The sequence below is a fragment of the Streptosporangium sp. NPDC020145 genome (genome assembly GCF_040631275.1).
Lineage (GTDB): Bacteria > Actinomycetota > Actinomycetes > Streptosporangiales > Streptosporangiaceae > Streptosporangium.
Genome location: NZ_JBEXZT010000025.1, coordinates 69,868 through 86,078, shown reverse-complemented (window position 1 = coordinate 86,078; position 16,211 = coordinate 69,868). Strand labels below are relative to the sequence as shown.

Below are 16,211 nucleotides of genomic sequence, written 5' to 3'. Positions count from 1 at the left end.
AGCACCGCGTCGCCGTACGCCTCCGGGGCCAAATTGTGATCCAAATCCGGGTGAGCGGGCGATGTCGTCCAGGCGAGCGCCCGTCGTCCGGGACGTGGGTCCCGCCGCTGTCCCCCGCACGGCCGTCCGGATAGCGTTGACGTCCATGGAGACCCTCGTCGTCGAGCACCCGCTGGTCGCGCACAAGCTGACCGCTCTCAGGGACGCGCGTACGGACTCGCCCACCTTCCGGCGCCTGGCCGACGAGCTGGTGACGCTGCTGGCCTACGAGGCGACCCGGCACGTCCGCGTCACCGGTGTCACCGTCGAGACCCCGGTCGCCAAGGCCAAGGGCGTACGGCTGGCGCAGCCGTACCCGCTGGTGGTGCCGATCCTGCGTGCGGGCCTGGGCATGCTGGACGGTATGACCCGGCTGCTGCCGACGGCCGAGGTCGGCTTCCTGGGGATGATCCGCAACGAGGAGACGCTCAAGGCCGAGACCTACGCGACGCGGCTGCCCGACGACCTGTCCGGGCGTCAGGTGTACGTGGTCGACCCGATGCTGGCCACGGGTGGCACCCTGGCCGCGGCGATCCGGTTCCTGTTCGACCGCGGCGCCGACGACGTGACCGCGCTGTGCCTGCTGGCCGCCCCCGAGGGCATCGCCCACATGGACGAGGCGTTCGCCGGCAGCGACAGGCCGATCCGCCTGGTGACCGCCGCGCTCGACGAACGGCTGAACGAGCACGGCTACATCGTCCCCGGCCTCGGGGACGCGGGGGACCGCCTCTACGGCGTGGTCTGAGGATCTCCCTGGTGTGGGGGGAGGCGTTAACCCTCCCCTTCGTTACCCAACGTGCTTGAATGGGTACGAGCAGTAGCGAGGATGCCTCTTCCGTGTCCCCGGCCAGGGGAGGCCGCGGGCACACATCAGGGAGAAACATGAGCGAGCGGACCATCCAGGATCAGGAGCCGGACCCCTACGAGCACGTCAGTGCCGCGTTGCGGAGCGAGTTCTCCGAGGTCCATCCGGCGGCCACGGTGACCCGCTGCATCCAGGCCGCGCACTACGGCGCGCTGGAGGTGACCGGCCAGGCCCACCCGGTGCTGGTCGAGCGGATCGCCCGCAAGCACCTGGAGGTCCTCGCACTGGCCGCGAGCGAGGGTGGGTGACGAATGTCACACCGCCCTGATCGGGTCCCGTCGCTGAGATCGTGACCCTGTCAGGGAAGACGCTTTACCTCGCGAATGGCATGGGTAATGTATACGGCGGGTGCAGTGGGTGAGTGGTCGTAGGAGGCCGCAGTGCAGGTCAAGAAGGTTCTGACATACAGCGCCATTGCTTTTGTGGCGTTCTACCTCTTCACAAGACCGGGTGACGCAGCGAACACAGTTAGGGGCGCCATGGACACCATGTTCAACGCGGCCAATTCTCTGGCCCAATTCGTATCCCATCTGTCATGAGGCTGGTGACCCACGGGGACTCGGCTCCCGCGTCGGTCAACCGCTACCTACTCCCCCACGAGCAACAAGTAATCATGGTGCGGCTTCACCCGGCCGTACTGCTGCGCCCCATCGCCGAGGTCTTCGGTGGCCTGATCCTGGCCGGCCTGCTCAGCAGGTGGTTCGGGGGACAGAGCTCCGGAGGCACCGCCCTGGTGATCGTCTGGTGGGCTTGGCTCCTCCTTTTGATCCGTTTTGTGTGGAAAGTGGCGGAATGGTCGGTTGAGCATTTCATCGTCACCTCCAAGCGTGTGCTGCTCACCACGGGCCTGATCACACGCAAGGTCGACATGATGCCCCTCGGCAAGGTGACCGACATGAGTTTCCAGCGCTCACTGCTCGGTCGCATGCTGGGATACGGCGAGTTCGTCCTGGAGTCGGCGGGTCAGGACCAGGCCCTCTCAAGGATCAACTTCATCCCCTATCCGGAGACCATCTACCTAGAGGTGTGTCAGATGCTCTTCCCCGGCGGCAACGATTCGGATGATTAGTGCCCCTATGTCCCGTATGACATAGGGGCCCGAAGAGTCCGCAGGTGGATTCTCTTCACGTGGGGTTACCGATTCGACTGCTTCGTGCAATCATGGCGGGAACATTGACCATCCCCCGCCCTGAGAGATCAGATGCCGAGTCAGGGAACCATCGGTGACCGCGTCCGCGGACTGCGGCTGAGTAGGCGCATGTCTCAGGCCCAGCTGGCAGGGCCTGACCTCTCCGACAGTTATGTCTCCCTCATCGAGTCCGGCAAGCGCACGCCGACCCCCGTGGTCGCGCGGCTTCTCGCCGAACGGCTGGGGTGCACTACCGAGTTCTTGCTGCACGGGATCGAGCCGCGCCAACGGATCGACACCGAGCTTGGCCTGCGTCACGCGGAGCTTGAGCTGCAGCACGGCGACCCCGGGGTCGCCGCGGAACGGTTCGGCGAGATCGTCAAGGTCGCCGGCGAGGAGAACGCCATGCTGGCCGCGCACGCGCGGCTGGGGCGGGCTCGCTCGCTGGAGGCCCAGGACCGAGTCGGACCAGCGGTAGAGGCGTTCGAGCGGCTCCGCCGCGAGGCCGCCGCGCACCCCGAACGGCTGGCAGACCTTCCTCTGACGGTCGCGCTGAGCCGCTGCTACCAGCGCGCGGGCGACACGCTTCGCGCGCATGATCTGGCCATCTACGCCCTCAGCCAGGTCAACCACCTGGCGTTGACGCAGGGCGAGATCGCGATCGAACTGGCCGCCGCGCTGGTGGAGACCGAGGCTGCCAGGCCCCAGTCTCCGGGCCTGTCGTATGTCAGGCACATCCTGGCGGTCAACGGCGTTCCCTCGGTGGTCAACCGCACCGCCGAGATCCACTCCCTCTGGCAGGCGAGCGTCGCCGCGGCGGAGGGTGAGGACTCGGCACTGGCGGTACGCCTGGCCGACGACGCCATCGCGACCGGCCGACCCGCCCGGATGGCCTTCAGGCTGGCCGGGATCGCACTGGAATGGGCGAGACTCACGGTCTCTCTCGGAAGCGCCTCCCTCTCCGAGGAGGTCTACGAGTTGGCCACCGCTGCCAGCGGGGTCTTCGCCACGTTCGACGAGAAGGTCAACGAGTACGCGGGAAGCCTCGTGGTCCTGGCCCGCCTCCAGCTCGGGAGCGGTAACCCGGACGGCGCGGTCAACCTGGCCTCGTCCGCCCTCGACACGCTGTCCGGCCAGGCCAGCCCCACCGCCGCCGCCGCGCACCTGGTCCTTGCCCAGGCCGCGCTCTCGCGGGGGGAGGGTGAGGTTCTGTCACGGCTGAACACCGCGGGGGAGCTTCTTCACGCCCTGCGTTCGGAGCGGTCCAATCCCGACCGTGAGGCCGCGCGTGCCTGGCGTGAGCTGGGCGACCTCTACGGCAGGGTCGGCGCGGGAGAAGAGCAGACCAGCGCGTATCGTAAGGCTCTTGAGGCAGCGGGAGTCCGCGACGCGATGGTGGGAATGACGGTCGATTCGACACTGGTTCGATAAAGCAATCCGCCTCCTCCGGCGTTCCGGATTTGTTTTTCTGCCTCCGGAATAACTAGGGTCTACCAGTCATTGAATCATAGGATGATTGGCTTCTCCGGAGGAGGCGGACTGTGAGTCTGCGTACGGCGCAGCGGGCGTCTCTCGTTGACCAGGTGATCGACCAGCTCAAAGAGCAGATCACGTCGAACTCCTGGAAGATGCACACGAAGATTCCCACCGAGACCGTGCTCGCGGAGCAGCTCGGGGTCGGACGCAACACCGTGCGTGAGGCGGTAAGGGCACTCACCCACGCAGGCCTGCTCGAATGCCGCCAGGGCGACGGAACCTACGTCCGCGCCACGAGCGAACTCTCCGGCGCCATGCTGCGACGGCTACGCGCCGCCGAACAGCTGGAGATCCTGGAGGTACGGCGCGCGCTTGAGGTCGAGGCCGCCAAGCTGGCCGCGACGCGGCGGACCGAGGCCGACATCGCCCACATCGAGGCCGCGCTCGCCGAGCGGGAGCAGGCTTGGGAGTCGGGCGAGCCGACCGCCTTCGTCGAGGCCGACCTCGCCTTCCACGTCGCCGTCGTCCAGGCGACCCACAACCGGGTCATGATCGACCTCTACCAGGACTTCTCCGCCGCGCTGCGGGCCAGCATCACCGCCGCGGGCACCTCGCTCAACAGCACCTACATCCCGCACGACGCCATCGCCCGCGCCATCATGGCGGGCGACGCCGCCGCCGCCGAGCGCGCCGGTCACGCATGCATGGAACACATCCTGATCGCTCTGACCGAGGCCCAGGAACTCACCAGCTGACTCTCACCCGGCGCGGCGGACGCCGCCGTGCCGGGTGCTTCCTGTTCGGTCGGGGCCTCAGGCGGCCAGGCGCAGGGACATCACGAGATAGCGGAAGGCCGGCTCGGCGTCTCCGGGCACCTCGGTGATGAGGGCGGGCCGGCTGGGCGTCTGCATGTTGAGCCGTACGAACTCGGTCTCGACGCCGCTCAGGCCGTCCAGCAGGAAGTGCGACTGGAAGGCGATCTGGATCTCCTCGCCGAACAGCTCGGCCTCCAGCACCTCGGTGCCCCGGCCGATGTCGCCGCCGCCCGCCTGGATGAGCACCTGTCCCTGGCCGAAGGTGAGCCTGATCGCGGTGTTGCGCTCGGCGACCAGCGCGACCCGCTTGATCGCCTCGACGAACGGGGCGGCCCGCACGTCCGCCCTGATCGGCCACTCGTCGGTCAGCCGTGCCCGGTAGTCGATGAACTGCTCGTCGAGCAGGCGGACCGTGGTGCTCCTGCCGACGCTCTCGAACCCGGCGACTCCCTCACCCAGGCCGATCGAGACCTCTCCGCCGCGCAACGACCTGGCCACCTCGACGAGCACCCGGGCCGGGACCATGGCCGCGGCCGTGGCGCCCGGCTGCTCGGGGCGCCAGTCGAACTCCCTGGCGGCGATGCGGTAGCGGTCGGTGGCGGCCATGGTCACGCGTTCGCCCGCGATGTCGAAGCGGACGCCGGTCAGCATGGGGAGGGTCTCGTCACGGCTGGCGGCGGGCGCCACCTGGCCGACCGCGCTCGCGAAGACCCCGCCGCCGACCGCCCCGATCTTCGGCGGGGCCTTGGGCAGCGACGGGAAGTCCTCAACGGGCATGGTGAGCAGGCCGAACTCGGCGCTTCCGCAGGTCAGCACCGCTTCGGACCCGTCGGTGGCGATCTCGACCGGCTGGGCGGGCAGGCTCCGGGTGATCTCGGCGAGGATGCGGCCCGGGATGAGCACCCTGCCGGGCTCGGCGACCTCGGCCTCGATCGTGGCGCGGGCGGAGACGTCGTAGTCGAAGGCCGACAACACCAGGTCCTCGGCGTCGGCCTCAAGCAGCAGACCGGAGAGCACGGGAACGGCCGGGCGGGTCGGCAGGGCACGAGCGGCCCAGACCACGGCGTCGGCCAGGACATCACGGTTGACCCGGAACTTCACCTGAGCATCCCTTCGTCCCGAACGGCACCACCACATGCGGTGGCCGTACTCCGGAGAACGGTAGCCGGTCCTACCGACAAAGCACTGATACTGACATATCACTCAGTCGGCCGGTGGTCACGCTGCGTTCCCGCGCGGCGGAACGTCCCAGGCTCCCGGTCTCACGCCGAGGGGGTCCAGCCGGGGGTGCGTCCGAGTACGGCGAGGACGCGGTCGAAGCCCGGCGTTTCGTCGTCGACGGGCAGGCCCGGCTGGAAGGCGGCTCCCGGCCTGGTGCGCCGTTCGTCGTCGGGGACGGCCAGGGCGATCGGCCAGGCGGCCTCGACAAGCTCCGGGTCGGGCCGATAGTCGGCGCCGATCGAGCGGGCCACGTCCCAGGCGTGCACCAGGTAGTCGATGAAGTGGAAGCCGATGGCCTGCCGGGCAGGAAATACCGGTCCCCGGGGGGCGAACTCGGGCAGCGTGAACCCCCGTTCGAGCACGCCGCCCTCGGCGAACGCCGCCAGCACGTCCTCCGCCGCCTTGGTGTAGAGCTGGACGGCGTCGTCACCGAGCGGCCTGACCTTCCAGACCTCCAGGTCGGCTCCGGTGCCCCTGGCCGCGGCGGCGAACCCGTGGTGCTGGACGGTCATGTGGGCGAGCAGGTCGGCCACCGTCCATCCCGCGCACGGTGTCGGCCTGTCGAGATCGTCGATCGTCACCGCGGCGACCACGTCCACGCTGTCCCGCACCGCTCGCCGGTCGAACTCCTGAATGCTCACGAAGCCCCCTCAGATGTGTTGATCACAGCATCCATCATCACGGCCGTCCCACCCATGGTGGATCGGCGGTACCCACCGAGGGGGCTCGGTGGGTACCGCCGGAACCGGATCGTCAGTCGACGATCGTCACCGTGGCGTACTGGTATCTCGTGGTGCCGTTCTCGTCACCCCAGTGGTACCGGCCGGTCATGACCTGGCCCGCGTTCGCCCGCCACGAGTGCCTGCTCTCCTTGAGGTCGCCGCTCCACGCGGGGGAGGAGAAGCGCACCTGCCTGCCCTGCCAGAAGAACATGGCCGCGAGGTACTTCGTGGAACCGTTCTCGTCGCCCGAGTGCCACCTGCCGATGACGGCCTGGTCGTTCGGCGCGGTGTAGGACGACCGGCTCTCCTTCAGGCCCGCGCTCCACAGTCCCTTCACCACGTTCTGGACCGGCTGGTCGTTGATGGTGATCGTGCTGCAGTAGTAGGTGGTGGAGCCGTTCTCGTCCCCGGAGTGGGAACGGCCGGTCATCACCTCGTTGCCGGGACAGGTGAACCACACCCCGGCCGACTCCTTCACGGTCGAGGTGTGGCTGAGCTGGACCTTGACCGTCACGTCCAGGGTGGTCGACGCCGCGGACGCGGGAGCCGCGGTCAGGGTGGCCAGCGCGGCCGCCGCGAGCGCGGCGGGCAAAGCCTTCTTGTACACGTTCATGTTCTCCGGCTTTCGTTCCGACAGGGTTCGGTGCTGTGCCAAGAGCGCGTGTGTTGACGGCTCGCGCCATCCCCGGATGTCGTCCGTGGACGCCGGGTGGGAGGCGTCGCCGGGATGGCGATCTCATGGTGGCCGTCGCCGTACCGACGGATCGTCCCTCTGCCGGACGAGCGGCGATCCGTCCCGGGGGTTATCCCGGGACCCCTCCGTGGGTGATCACAGCGGCGGGAGAACACGGTGTTCCTGATCAGGCTGTAGGCGCGGGCCGAGCAGGGGAACGCCGAACGCGGACACGGGGTCCGTGCGCGCTCAGACTCACCCCTCGCGTAAGGCTGAGCGCGCACGGACCCGGGTGGACGTCTGTGGCTCCGGACCGGCTACGCGCCGAGGCGTTCGACGGTGAAGGACGCCAGGAAGCCCAGGGTGGCGATGAGGCCGGTGAAGAGATGGGCGCGTTCGAAGGCCTCGGGGATCATCGTGTCGGCGACCATGGTGAGGATCGCCCCTGCGGCCACGGCGGTGATCACCGAGACGGTCGCGGGTGAGGCGTCCTGGAGGGTGAGGTGGCCGACGAGGGCCGCCAGCCCGCTCACCAGGGCGATGCCGCCCCAGACCCCGAAGACGTACGGCGCGCCGCGCCCGGCCTGCTTCATGCCCGCCGCGCTGGAGAGCCCCTCGGGAACGTTGGAGATGAAGACGGCCCCCAGGACCGCGATCCCGACGCCCCGGCCGTCGAGCAGTGACAGGCCGAGCACGACCGACTCGGGGACTCCGTCGAGCAGGGCGCCGACGGCGATGGCCGTACCGCTGCCCTGAATGTCGCCCTCGGACGGCTGCCTGTCGCCGGAGCGTTTGCGGTGGCGGGCGCCGTACCGGGCGAGGAGGGTGTTGGCCGCGACGTAGGCGCAGGCGCCGGCGAGGAAGCCGGCCGCCGTGGGGAGGAGCCCTCCTGAGCGTTCGGCCTCGTCGACGAGCTCGAAGGACAACGCCGAGATCAGCACGCCCGCGCCGAAGGCCATGATCCCGGCGATGATCACGGCCGGGACCCGTACCAGCCAGGCGACCGCCGCCCCCACGACGAGGGCTCCCCCGGCGGCGGTTCCCCACAGACCTGCCTGAAGCCACTGCGGCACGGCCGTCTCCCCCATCCCGCGTCGGGCGACATTTCTCAGGAACGGGTAATGAATGTCCCATATTCTCGCGAGGTGGGGGAGCGTGGTCAGATGCCCCGTACCGAGGCGATGGTGAAGGGGGTTCGCGGGGTTCCCGAGCCGAGCGGGCCGCCCTTGTCGAACTGGGAGCGGACCACGTAGAGCGTGCCGTTCCCGAACGCCAATGTCGTCGGGAGTTGGAGGGCCTCGTCGGTCAGCCGCCTCTCGACCCTGGCCGCGGCGCCGTCCCGTGTCACCTTCCAGCGACTGATGGTGTTCTCGGTGTTGTGGACCACCCAGAGCCTGCCGCCCCGCAGTTCGAGCCCGTCGGCGTGCAGCGTGTCGCCTCCGGTCAGTGTCACCCTGCGGATCGCTCCTGAGGCGATGTCGAGGCGGTACAGGTCGCCACCGGTCATGTCGGCGGTCAGCAGGTAGTGCCCCGAGGGGTCGGCGACGATCCCGTTGAGGGTGAACGCGCCGGGCCCGTGGGGGTCGAGGTCTTCGCCCAGGTCGAAGCGGACGGTGAGCGTCGTCCTGCCTCCGGCCGCCACCTGACGCGGCGTGACGCGGTAGACCACGGAGCGGACGCTGTCGGTGAGGTAGGCGCTGCCGTCCGGGGCGATGGCGAGGTCGTTGACGAAGGCCGGGTCGTCCGGGGCCTGCCCGGGGACGTCGAAGCTCGCCAGCAGGCGTCGGGTGCGCGTGTCGTAGACCGAGACCCCGGTCGTCGAGTCGGTGACCCACAGCCGTCCCGCCCGGTCGACCTTGAGTCCGTTGGCGGTGTCACGCCCGTCGGCGCCCGCGGGCAGGAAGACCTGGGCCACCCGGTGCCCCGGTGTCATCTTGAAGACCGTGCCGTCGGTGTAGGAGCCGGCGTAGAGGTCGCCGGTGCGCGGATCCACGGCGACGCCCTCGGGGTAGACCCGGTCGCCGGGAAGTTCGTACGCGGTGGAGATCCGTGCCCGCGTGATCTGGTTTGTCGTGGTCGGCGCACCGGAGGCGGGCAGCGCGGGGGTGAGGGAGAGCAGCGCGGTGAGGGTCGTGGCCGCGGCGGCCACGATCAGACGAGGCGAAGACATGGCGCCCTTCTGTTCGGCTTCACATGATTGACAGAGTCGTATTGCTTGTTCGGACACGAACTCTAATTAGAACTCTAATGATCGTCAACGCTTTAATTCACGGGTTGTTACCATGCGGAGATGACCGAGTTGCCGCTCTCCGAGCGCCTGGGCTCCCACCTCAAGCGCGCTGAGCAGGCGCTCAACGCGGCCAAGAACGCCGCACTGAAGCAGGCCGGGCTGACCGTGTCGCAGTACGCGGCGCTGCTGCACCTTTCCGCCAGCCCCGGCATCTCGGCCGCCGCGCTGGCCAGGGCGTGCGCGGTCACCCCGCCGACGATGAACACCGTGCTCAAGAACCTCCAGGAGCACGGCCTGATCGAGCGCACCCCGCACGAGTGGCACAGGAACGTCCTGGAGACCCGCCTCACCGAGAAGGGCGAACAGGTGCTGGCCGCGGCCGACCCCCGCGCGGTGCGTGTCGAACGGGGGCTCGCCGCGAAGTTCACCCCCGAGGAGCGCGAGACGCTGATCACCCTGCTGGGCCGCTGCGTCGAGTTCCTGGAGGCCGCCCGAACGGCTCCCGAGCCCGAGTCGTAGCGAAACTCCCTCCGGACGGAAAAAGGGCGAACCATTTTCTTTCCAGTGGCCACCCTTTTCTGGTTCAGGCTTTTTCCGTGGTACGGGATTTCCTCCCGTGGTTCGCCGTCAACGGCTTCCACCTGCCGACCACTTGACCGTACGGCCTGCCTGACCTGCCTTATCGCGCGTCGAGCCGGCGATTCTCCATGCTGTTGGGGTGGCCTCCCGGCGACGAGGAATCGTTGACTTGTGACGTTGTCGTATTTAGTGTTTGGGTATTCTCCGGCGAATGTTCGACAACGAGGAGCCGTGGTTCTTACGGCCCCTGATCATCGGTGGCAGGGGCGACCCCCATGGCGGTGGAGCCGCCGGTTCGGCCTCCGGAACGCGACGACCCCGTCCGCCGCCGTGTGCTCGTCCCGGCCCGCGTCAATCCGCTCGACCTCCAGGGAGCGTCCGCATGGCCATTTCCTCTTCACCCATCGTCCTGGACCCCTACGGAAGCGACGTTCCCGGTGAGGTGTCCCGGCTGCGTGCCCTGGGCACCGTGGTCAAGGTCGAACTTCCCGGTGGCGTGCCCGTCTGGGCCATCACCCGCCACGACCTGCTCAAACAGGTCATTCTCGACCCCCGGGTCAGCAAGGACCCGCAGCGGTACTGGAGCCTGTGGCCGCAGGTCGACGAACGGCCCGAGTGGGGCTGGCTCAACCTGTGGATCGGCATGCGGAACCTGGTCAACGCCTCCGGCATGGAGCACCGGCGACTGCGCAACCTCGTCGCCCCCAGCTTCACCGGTCGCCGGACCCTGGCCATGCGGCCGATCATCGAGCGGATCACCGCCGAGCTGATCGACGACCTCACCAGACTGCCCGCCGACCAGGTCGTCGACCTGCGCGTCGCCTACGCCCACCCGATGCCGCTGCGGGTGATCTGCGAGTTGTTCGGCGTCCCCGACGACATGCGTCCCGAGGTCGCCTGGATCTCCACGGCCTTCATCGACAGTGCCGCGACCGCGGAGGAGGCGGCCGAGACCTCGGCCAGGATCAGGACGTTCTTCCCCGCCCTGATCGCCCACAAGCGCGAGCACCCCGGGGACGACCTGACCACGGAGCTGATCAACGCCCGTTACGAGGACGACCGGCTGAGCGACGACGAGCTGCGCGACACCCTGCTGGCCCTCCTCGGTGCCGGGCACGAGACCACCGTCGACCTGATCGACAGCACGGTCCACGCCCTGCTCACCCACCCCGAGCAGCTACGCCGGATCCGGGAGGGGGAGGTCACCTGGGAGGCGGTGATCGAGGAGGCCCTGCGCTGGGCGCCGCCGGTCGCCAACTTCCCGTTGCGGTACGCCACGGAGCCCATCGACGTGGACGGGGTGCGCATTCCCGCGGGTGACGCCATCCTCGCGACCTACTTCGCCGCGGGCCACGACCCGCACCAGCACGGCGAGGACGCCGACCGCTTCGACGTGGCCAGACCCCCGGCCGAACACCTGGCCTTCGGCGTCGGCGTACACCATTGCATCGGCGCCCCCCTGGCCCGCCTTGAGGCCGTCATCGCCCTGCCCGCCCTGTTCGACCGCTTCCCCGACCTCACCCTGGCCCAGGAAACCCCCACCCCGAACCGCCTCCCCTCCCTGGTCATCAACGGCCTGAGCGAACTCCCCCTCCGCCTGGGCCACCCCTCCAAGAAGTGAGGAGTGCCGGCTTGGGCGCGTCGGTGCTTGGACTGAGGAGAGAGGGAGCGCAGCGGACGAACGACGAGGGAAAGCACCGACTCAGGGCGCCCAAGCCCGCGACGCCGAAGGCGTCGCGAAGAGAAACGGTTCGGGCGCGCCGACGCTTGGACTGAGGAGCGAAGGAGCGAAGCGGATGAGCGACGAGGGAAAGCGTTGGCTCGAAGCGCCCGGACCCGCGACGCCGAAGGCGGCGCCATGTCACCTAGCGGCGTTGAGATAAGCCAGCACCGCCAGTACCCGCCGGTTGTCGTCGTCCGACGGGGACAGGCCGAGTTTGGTGAAGATGCCCGCGGTGTGTTTGCCGACCGCGCTCTCGCTGAGGTAGAGCCGTTGGGCGATGGCCGCGTTCGAGCGGCCTTCGGCCATCAGTTCGAGCACCTCCCGTTCGCGGGGGGTCAGTTCGCCGAGCGGTTCGTGCCTGGCCGTACTGGCCAGGAGTTTCGCGATCACCTCGGGGTCCATGGCGGTGCCGCCCGCGGCGACCCGCCGTACGGCGTCGATGAACTGTTCGGCGTTGAACACCCGGTCCTTCAGGAGGTAGCCGACGGCGCCGGAGCCGTCGGCCAGGAGTTCGCGGGCGTAGAGCTGTTCGACGTGCTGGGACAGGACGAGCACCGGCAGGCCGGGTACGGCCCTGCGGGCGGTCAGCGCCGCCTGCAGGCCTTCGTCGGTGAACGTGGGCGGGAGCCGTACGTCGACCACGGCGACGTCGGGGCGCAGGGTGGTCAGGGCGGTGAGCAGTTCGGGACCCGACTCGACGGCCGCGACGACCTCGAAGTCGTGGGCCTGGAGCAGGTGGACCAGTCCGTCTCTCAGCAGGTAGAGGTCTTCGGCGATGACGACTCTGGGGTGCACCGGTCCCACTTTAGATGCATCCGTTCCTGAGTTCGTTCTTGTGGGCGTGAGCGGTGGGGATGCCGATCGCCATGCCGTACAGGGCCATTCCGAGGAGGATGTTGAAGACGATCATCGGCCACTGCAGCGGCTCGGGCAGGTAGAGCGCGAGGAACCAGCTTCGTTCCTCAACACCGGTGATCTTGAGGATCGCGGGGACCAGGCCCTGGGGGAACGTGGGGAGCCAGCCGACGCACCAGCCGATCGCGACGGCCGCGTACTTCCACCGGGGCATGGAGGGGGTGTCCCCCTGCGGTGTGACCAGCGCGTAGGGCACGTCGATCGTGGCGGTGGTGGGGCCGCCGGGCGGGCTGCTGAGGGCGAGTATCCCGTCGAAGGCCGCCAGGCGTCGTTCGATGCCGTCCAGACCGCTGCCGCGTGCGGGGTCGGCGCCGCCGGAGCCGTCGTCGGTGACGGTGACGCGCAGTGTCCTGCCCTGGCCGCTGATGTCGATCCAGACGCGTTCCGCACCGCCGTGCCTGGCGGCGTTGGTGAGCAGTTCGCTGACCGAGAAGTAGACCGCGGACTCGACGGGTGCCTCGGGACGTGACTTGAGGTCGACGGTGACCTTGATCTTCAGCGGGCTGTCCAGTGCCAGCGCCCTGATGGCGTCGCCGAGTCCCCGTTCGGCCAGGACCGGCGGGTGGATGCCCCTGACCAGGTCACGCAGTTCGGTGAGGGCGGTCGATGAGGCCTCGCGCGACTTGGCCAGCAGCGCCTTGGCAGCCTGGGGGTCCTTGTCGACCAGTTCCTCGGCCGCGCCGAGGGTCATGCCGATGGCGACGAGCCTGGCCTGGGCGCCGTCGTGCAGGTCGCGTTCGATCCGCCGTAGCTCGGCGGCCTGGGAGTCGACCGTGTCCAGCCTGACCTGGTTGAGCCGCCTGATCTTGCCGGCCAGCACGGATCTGGCGGTTGGCGCGAGCAGCAGCCTGTTCCACCAGCCGTAGAAGCGCAGCAGCCACGGGGTCGCCGCGACGCCGAGGGCCGCGATGACAAGCCCGAGGGGGGCGGCCTGCGGCGCCCAGCGCCAGGGCAGGGTCAGGCCGTAACCGGCCATGAACAGGGGGACCACCGCCAGGCTGCCGCCGACGATCGGGTTGAGCAGCACCCAGGCCGTGTCACGCCAGGTCGCGGGGTCGGTGAATATCCACTTTGTCCTGTTGTTCCAGTTGGGCCACCACGGCGTCTTGTAGAGCTGGCGCTGGTAGCGGTACCAGCCGTCGGGCTGGGGCCTGACCGGCGGAGGGGGCGGCAGGTACGACGGGAGCACCTCGGTGCCGAGCCACCTGCCCGTCAGTCTTCTGGCCATGGCCGTACGCCATCGGATCATCCTGATCACGGGCGGGAAGAAGAAGATCATTCCGACGATGGTGAGCAGCCCGGCGAACATGCTCATCACGAGCAGTACAAGGTCCGCCAGGGCCATCGTCCCCATCGCCAGGGCTCTGCCGACCGCCACCGTGTGTCGCCTCATGGATATGAGTGTCGGCGATCCGAACCGGACATCCAATGACAACAACTCCCCTTCGGGGTGTAGGAAACCCCACCTTCGCCGTGTATCCAAACGGCTTCTGCGTTCCGGGCCAGGTTTCCTAGCGTCGTCGGCATGAAGGTTATCGAGGTCAACGGCCTCAGAAAGAAGTACCGCGACCGGTTCGTGGTCGACGGCGTGTCCTTCTCCGTCGAGGAGGGGGAGATCTTCGGCGTCCTCGGACCGAACGGCGCCGGCAAGTCGACCACCGTCGAGTGCGTCGCGGGGCTGCGCGTCCCGGACGCCGGAACCGTGAAGGTGCTGGGTGGCCTTCATCGTGCCGAGATCAAGGAGCGGCTCGGCGTCCAGCTGCAGAGCTCCGCCATGCCCGCGAAGATCAAGGTGTGGGAGGCGATGGAGCTGTACGCCTCCTTCTACCGGGAGCCCGCCGACTGGCGCGCGCTGATCGAGCGGGTCGGGCTCGCCGAGAAGCGGAACGCGCGGTACGCCACGCTCTCCGGCGGTCAGAAGCAGCGACTCTCCATCGCGCTGGCGCTGGTCGGCAACCCCAGGGTGGCGATCCTCGACGAGCTGACCACCGGCCTCGACCCGCAGGCCCGCCGGGACACCTGGGAGCTCATCGAGCAGATCAGGGCGGACGGGGTGACGATCCTGCTGGTCACCCACTTCATGGAGGAGGCGGAACGGCTCTGTGACCGGCTCGCGCTGATCGACGCGGGCAGGCTGGTCGCCGTGGACAGCCCCGACGGGCTGATCGCACGGGTCAGGGACTCCCAACGGGTCACCTTCCGCGCCCCCGCCCTCTTCGACACGGCGCCGCTCGCCGACCTGCCCCAGGTCAGCGGAGTACGGCGGGACGGCGCCAGGGTCGAGGTCACGGGAAGCGGTGAGCTGCTGCTGGCGGTCACGACCGCCCTGGCCATGGCCGGGGTCGTCCCCAAGGACCTGCGGGCCGAGCAGGCCACTCTCGACGACGCGTTCCTCGCCCTCACCGGAAAGAAGATCTCCACGTGAACAAGATGATCATTATGGAGGCGAAGCTCTTCCTCCGTGACCCGGCGGGGCCGATCTTCGCGATCCTGCTGCCGCTTGGACTGCTGCTGGGGCTGGGCAGCATTCCCTCCTTCCAGGAGGCGAGTGCCGAGATGGGCGGGCAGCGGGTGATCGACACCCAGTTGCCGGGCATGATGGTGATCCTGTCCGTGGTGACGATGGCGTTGTCCGCACTGCCCGCCGTACTGGTGGCCTATCGGGAGAGCGGCATTCTGCGCCGGTTGTCCACCACGCCGGTGCCACCGGTTCGGCTGCTGATCGCCCAGGTGGTCAACAACATCGGTGTCGCGGTGCTGTCGACCGTGTTGCTGATCGTGCTGGGCCACGTGACCATCGGAGTTCCCCTGCCGGGGAGCCCGCTGGCCTTCGTCGGGGTGTTCCTGCTGGGCACCGCCTCGCTGCTCGGTCTCGGCCTGCTGATCGCGGCGGTCGCGCCGAGCGTGAAGTCGGCGTCGGGGATCGGCTCGCTGCTGATGTTCCCGCTGTTGTTCGTCGGGGGCATGTGGATTCCCCGCGAGATGCTGCCCGACCTGGTGCGCCGGATCGGTGACTTCCTGCCGCTGGCGCCGTTCGCCCAGGCACTGCGTGACACGTGGGCGGGGCACGCGCCGCAGCCGCTGCACCTGGTGGTGATGGCGGGGACCGTACTGGTCACGGTGGTGCTGGCGATCCGGCTGTTCCGCTGGGAGTAGATAGGGGTACGGCCCGCGCGCGGGGGCGTGGGCCGTACTTTTATTTGACCGTTCGTTCCAGATAGGCGTAGCCTTCTCCCCATGGCGAGGACGAAGGAGTTCGACCCGGAGGTCGCCCTTGAGGCGGCTCTCCAGCTGTTCTGGGAGCGTGGCTACGAGGCGACCTCCATGAGTGACCTGGTCGACCGGCTGGGCATCGGCAGGGCCAGCCTGTACGCCACCTTCGGCGGCAAGCACGACCTCTACCTGAAGGCGCTGCGGCGCTACGCGAACTCCAGGAACCCCTCGCCGGTCGAGCTGCTGTCCCAGCCCGGGGCCGCGCTGCCCGCCGTACGGGGGCTGGTCGAGCTCTACACCGAGGACTCGATCGGCGACCGGCGCGGCTGCATGATCGTGAACGCGGCGGGCGAGCTCCTTCCCGGCGACGAGCGGGTCGCCGGGATCGTCGACGCCAACTGGACCTGCCTGGAGACGGCGCTGACCTCGGCGCTCATCAGGGCGCGGGCGCAGGGGGAACTGCCCGCCGACCGCGATCCCGTGGCGCTCGCCCGGTTCCTGCTGGTCTTCCTTCAGGGGCTGCGGTTGACGGCCAAGGGCCGGTCCGCTCCGGAACGGCTGCGCGGCGCGGCCGCTCAGGCACTCAAAATTCTTGACTGATAGTTCCAATA

17 protein-coding genes are annotated in these 16,211 nt (G+C 68.8%); 10 read left to right on the top strand and 7 right to left on the bottom strand.

The features are described from left to right. The first annotated feature begins 145 nt into the window (after nt 1-145). The 5 genes from upp (at nt 146) to ABZ463_RS32830 (ending at nt 4,264) form a co-directional block, all read left to right on the top strand. On the top strand, nt 146-784 hold the full coding sequence (gene upp, locus ABZ463_RS32850; protein WP_352013683.1) for a uracil phosphoribosyltransferase: 639 nt from the start codon (nt 146-148) through the stop codon (nt 782-784). A gap of 137 nt (nt 785-921) precedes the next feature. Then, the gene (locus ABZ463_RS32845; protein ID WP_352013682.1) at nt 922-1,152 is read left to right on the top strand and encodes a hypothetical protein; all 231 of its coding nucleotides are present in this window, start codon (nt 922-924) and stop codon (nt 1,150-1,152) included. A 287-nt stretch (nt 1,153-1,439) separates the two neighbouring features. Next, nucleotides 1,440-1,973: a PH domain-containing protein gene (locus ABZ463_RS32840; protein ID WP_352013681.1), complete on the top strand. Its 534-nt coding sequence runs from the start codon at nt 1,440-1,442 to the stop codon at nt 1,971-1,973. Between the two features lie 132 nt (nt 1,974-2,105). Then, entirely contained in the window at nt 2,106-3,464 is a 1,359-nt protein-coding gene (locus ABZ463_RS32835; RefSeq protein ID WP_362782043.1) for a helix-turn-helix transcriptional regulator, read from the top strand. Nucleotides 3,465-3,574: 110 nt separating this feature from the next. After that, on the top strand, nt 3,575-4,264 hold the full coding sequence (locus ABZ463_RS32830) for a FadR/GntR family transcriptional regulator (protein ID WP_352013679.1): 690 nt from the start codon (nt 3,575-3,577) through the stop codon (nt 4,262-4,264). A 57-nt stretch (nt 4,265-4,321) separates the two neighbouring features. Here the strand turns inward: ABZ463_RS32830 and dnaN are convergent, their stop codons facing one another. The 5 genes from dnaN to ABZ463_RS32805 all read right to left on the bottom strand — a co-directional run bounded on the left by dnaN (nt 4,322) and on the right by ABZ463_RS32805 (nt 9,110). Further along, the gene (gene dnaN, locus ABZ463_RS32825; protein ID WP_362782039.1) at nt 4,322-5,425 is read right to left on the bottom strand and encodes a DNA polymerase III subunit beta; all 1,104 of its coding nucleotides are present in this window, start codon (nt 5,423-5,425) and stop codon (nt 4,322-4,324) included. A 161-nt stretch (nt 5,426-5,586) separates the two neighbouring features. Continuing rightward, on the bottom strand, nt 5,587-6,186 hold the full coding sequence (locus ABZ463_RS32820) for a TIGR03086 family metal-binding protein (protein ID WP_362782036.1): 600 nt from the start codon (nt 6,184-6,186) through the stop codon (nt 5,587-5,589). Nucleotides 6,187-6,298: 112 nt separating this feature from the next. Then, nucleotides 6,299-6,880, bottom strand: a complete 582-nt coding sequence (locus ABZ463_RS32815) for a hypothetical protein (RefSeq protein ID WP_362782034.1) — start codon at nt 6,878-6,880, stop codon at nt 6,299-6,301. Nucleotides 6,881-7,257: 377 nt separating this feature from the next. Further along, a complete protein-coding gene (locus ABZ463_RS32810; protein ID WP_362782032.1) occupies nt 7,258-8,013 on the bottom strand; it encodes a ZIP family zinc transporter in 756 nt (251 codons plus the stop codon). An 86-nt stretch (nt 8,014-8,099) separates the two neighbouring features. Further along, nucleotides 8,100-9,110, bottom strand: coding sequence for an SMP-30/gluconolactonase/LRE family protein (locus ABZ463_RS32805; protein WP_362782029.1), 1,011 nt, complete (start codon nt 9,108-9,110; stop codon nt 8,100-8,102). 120 nt (nt 9,111-9,230) lie between these two features. Here ABZ463_RS32805 and ABZ463_RS32800 point away from each other — a divergent pair, with 120 nt between their 5' ends. Next, a complete protein-coding gene (locus ABZ463_RS32800; RefSeq protein ID WP_362782026.1) occupies nt 9,231-9,689 on the top strand; it encodes a MarR family transcriptional regulator in 459 nt (152 codons plus the stop codon). A gap of 442 nt (nt 9,690-10,131) precedes the next feature. Beyond that, a complete protein-coding gene (locus tag ABZ463_RS32795; RefSeq protein ID WP_362782023.1) occupies nt 10,132-11,370 on the top strand; it encodes a cytochrome P450 in 1,239 nt (412 codons plus the stop codon). Between the two features lie 240 nt (nt 11,371-11,610). Here the strand turns inward: ABZ463_RS32795 and ABZ463_RS32790 are convergent, their stop codons facing one another. Both ABZ463_RS32790 and ABZ463_RS32785 read right to left on the bottom strand, forming a co-directional pair. Continuing rightward, entirely contained in the window at nt 11,611-12,267 is a 657-nt protein-coding gene (locus tag ABZ463_RS32790; RefSeq protein ID WP_352013671.1) for a response regulator transcription factor, read from the bottom strand. Between the two features lie 10 nt (nt 12,268-12,277). After that, nucleotides 12,278-13,780, bottom strand: a complete 1,503-nt coding sequence (locus ABZ463_RS32785; protein WP_352013670.1) for a histidine kinase — start codon at nt 13,778-13,780, stop codon at nt 12,278-12,280. A gap of 132 nt (nt 13,781-13,912) precedes the next feature. Here ABZ463_RS32785 and ABZ463_RS32780 point away from each other — a divergent pair, with 132 nt between their 5' ends. The 3 genes from ABZ463_RS32780 (at nt 13,913) to ABZ463_RS32770 (ending at nt 16,200) form a co-directional block, all read left to right on the top strand. After that, nucleotides 13,913-14,812 (top strand): ABC transporter ATP-binding protein, encoded by a 900-nt coding sequence (locus ABZ463_RS32780; protein ID WP_362782018.1) that lies wholly within the window; start codon nt 13,913-13,915, stop codon nt 14,810-14,812. Between the two features lie 5 nt (nt 14,813-14,817). Next, nucleotides 14,818-15,543, top strand: coding sequence for an ABC transporter permease (locus ABZ463_RS32775; RefSeq protein ID WP_352013727.1), 726 nt, complete (start codon nt 14,818-14,820; stop codon nt 15,541-15,543). Between the two features lie 81 nt (nt 15,544-15,624). Beyond that, nucleotides 15,625-16,200, top strand: a complete 576-nt coding sequence (locus tag ABZ463_RS32770) for a TetR family transcriptional regulator (RefSeq protein ID WP_362782016.1) — start codon at nt 15,625-15,627, stop codon at nt 16,198-16,200. Nucleotides 16,201-16,211: the final 11 nt, after the last annotated feature.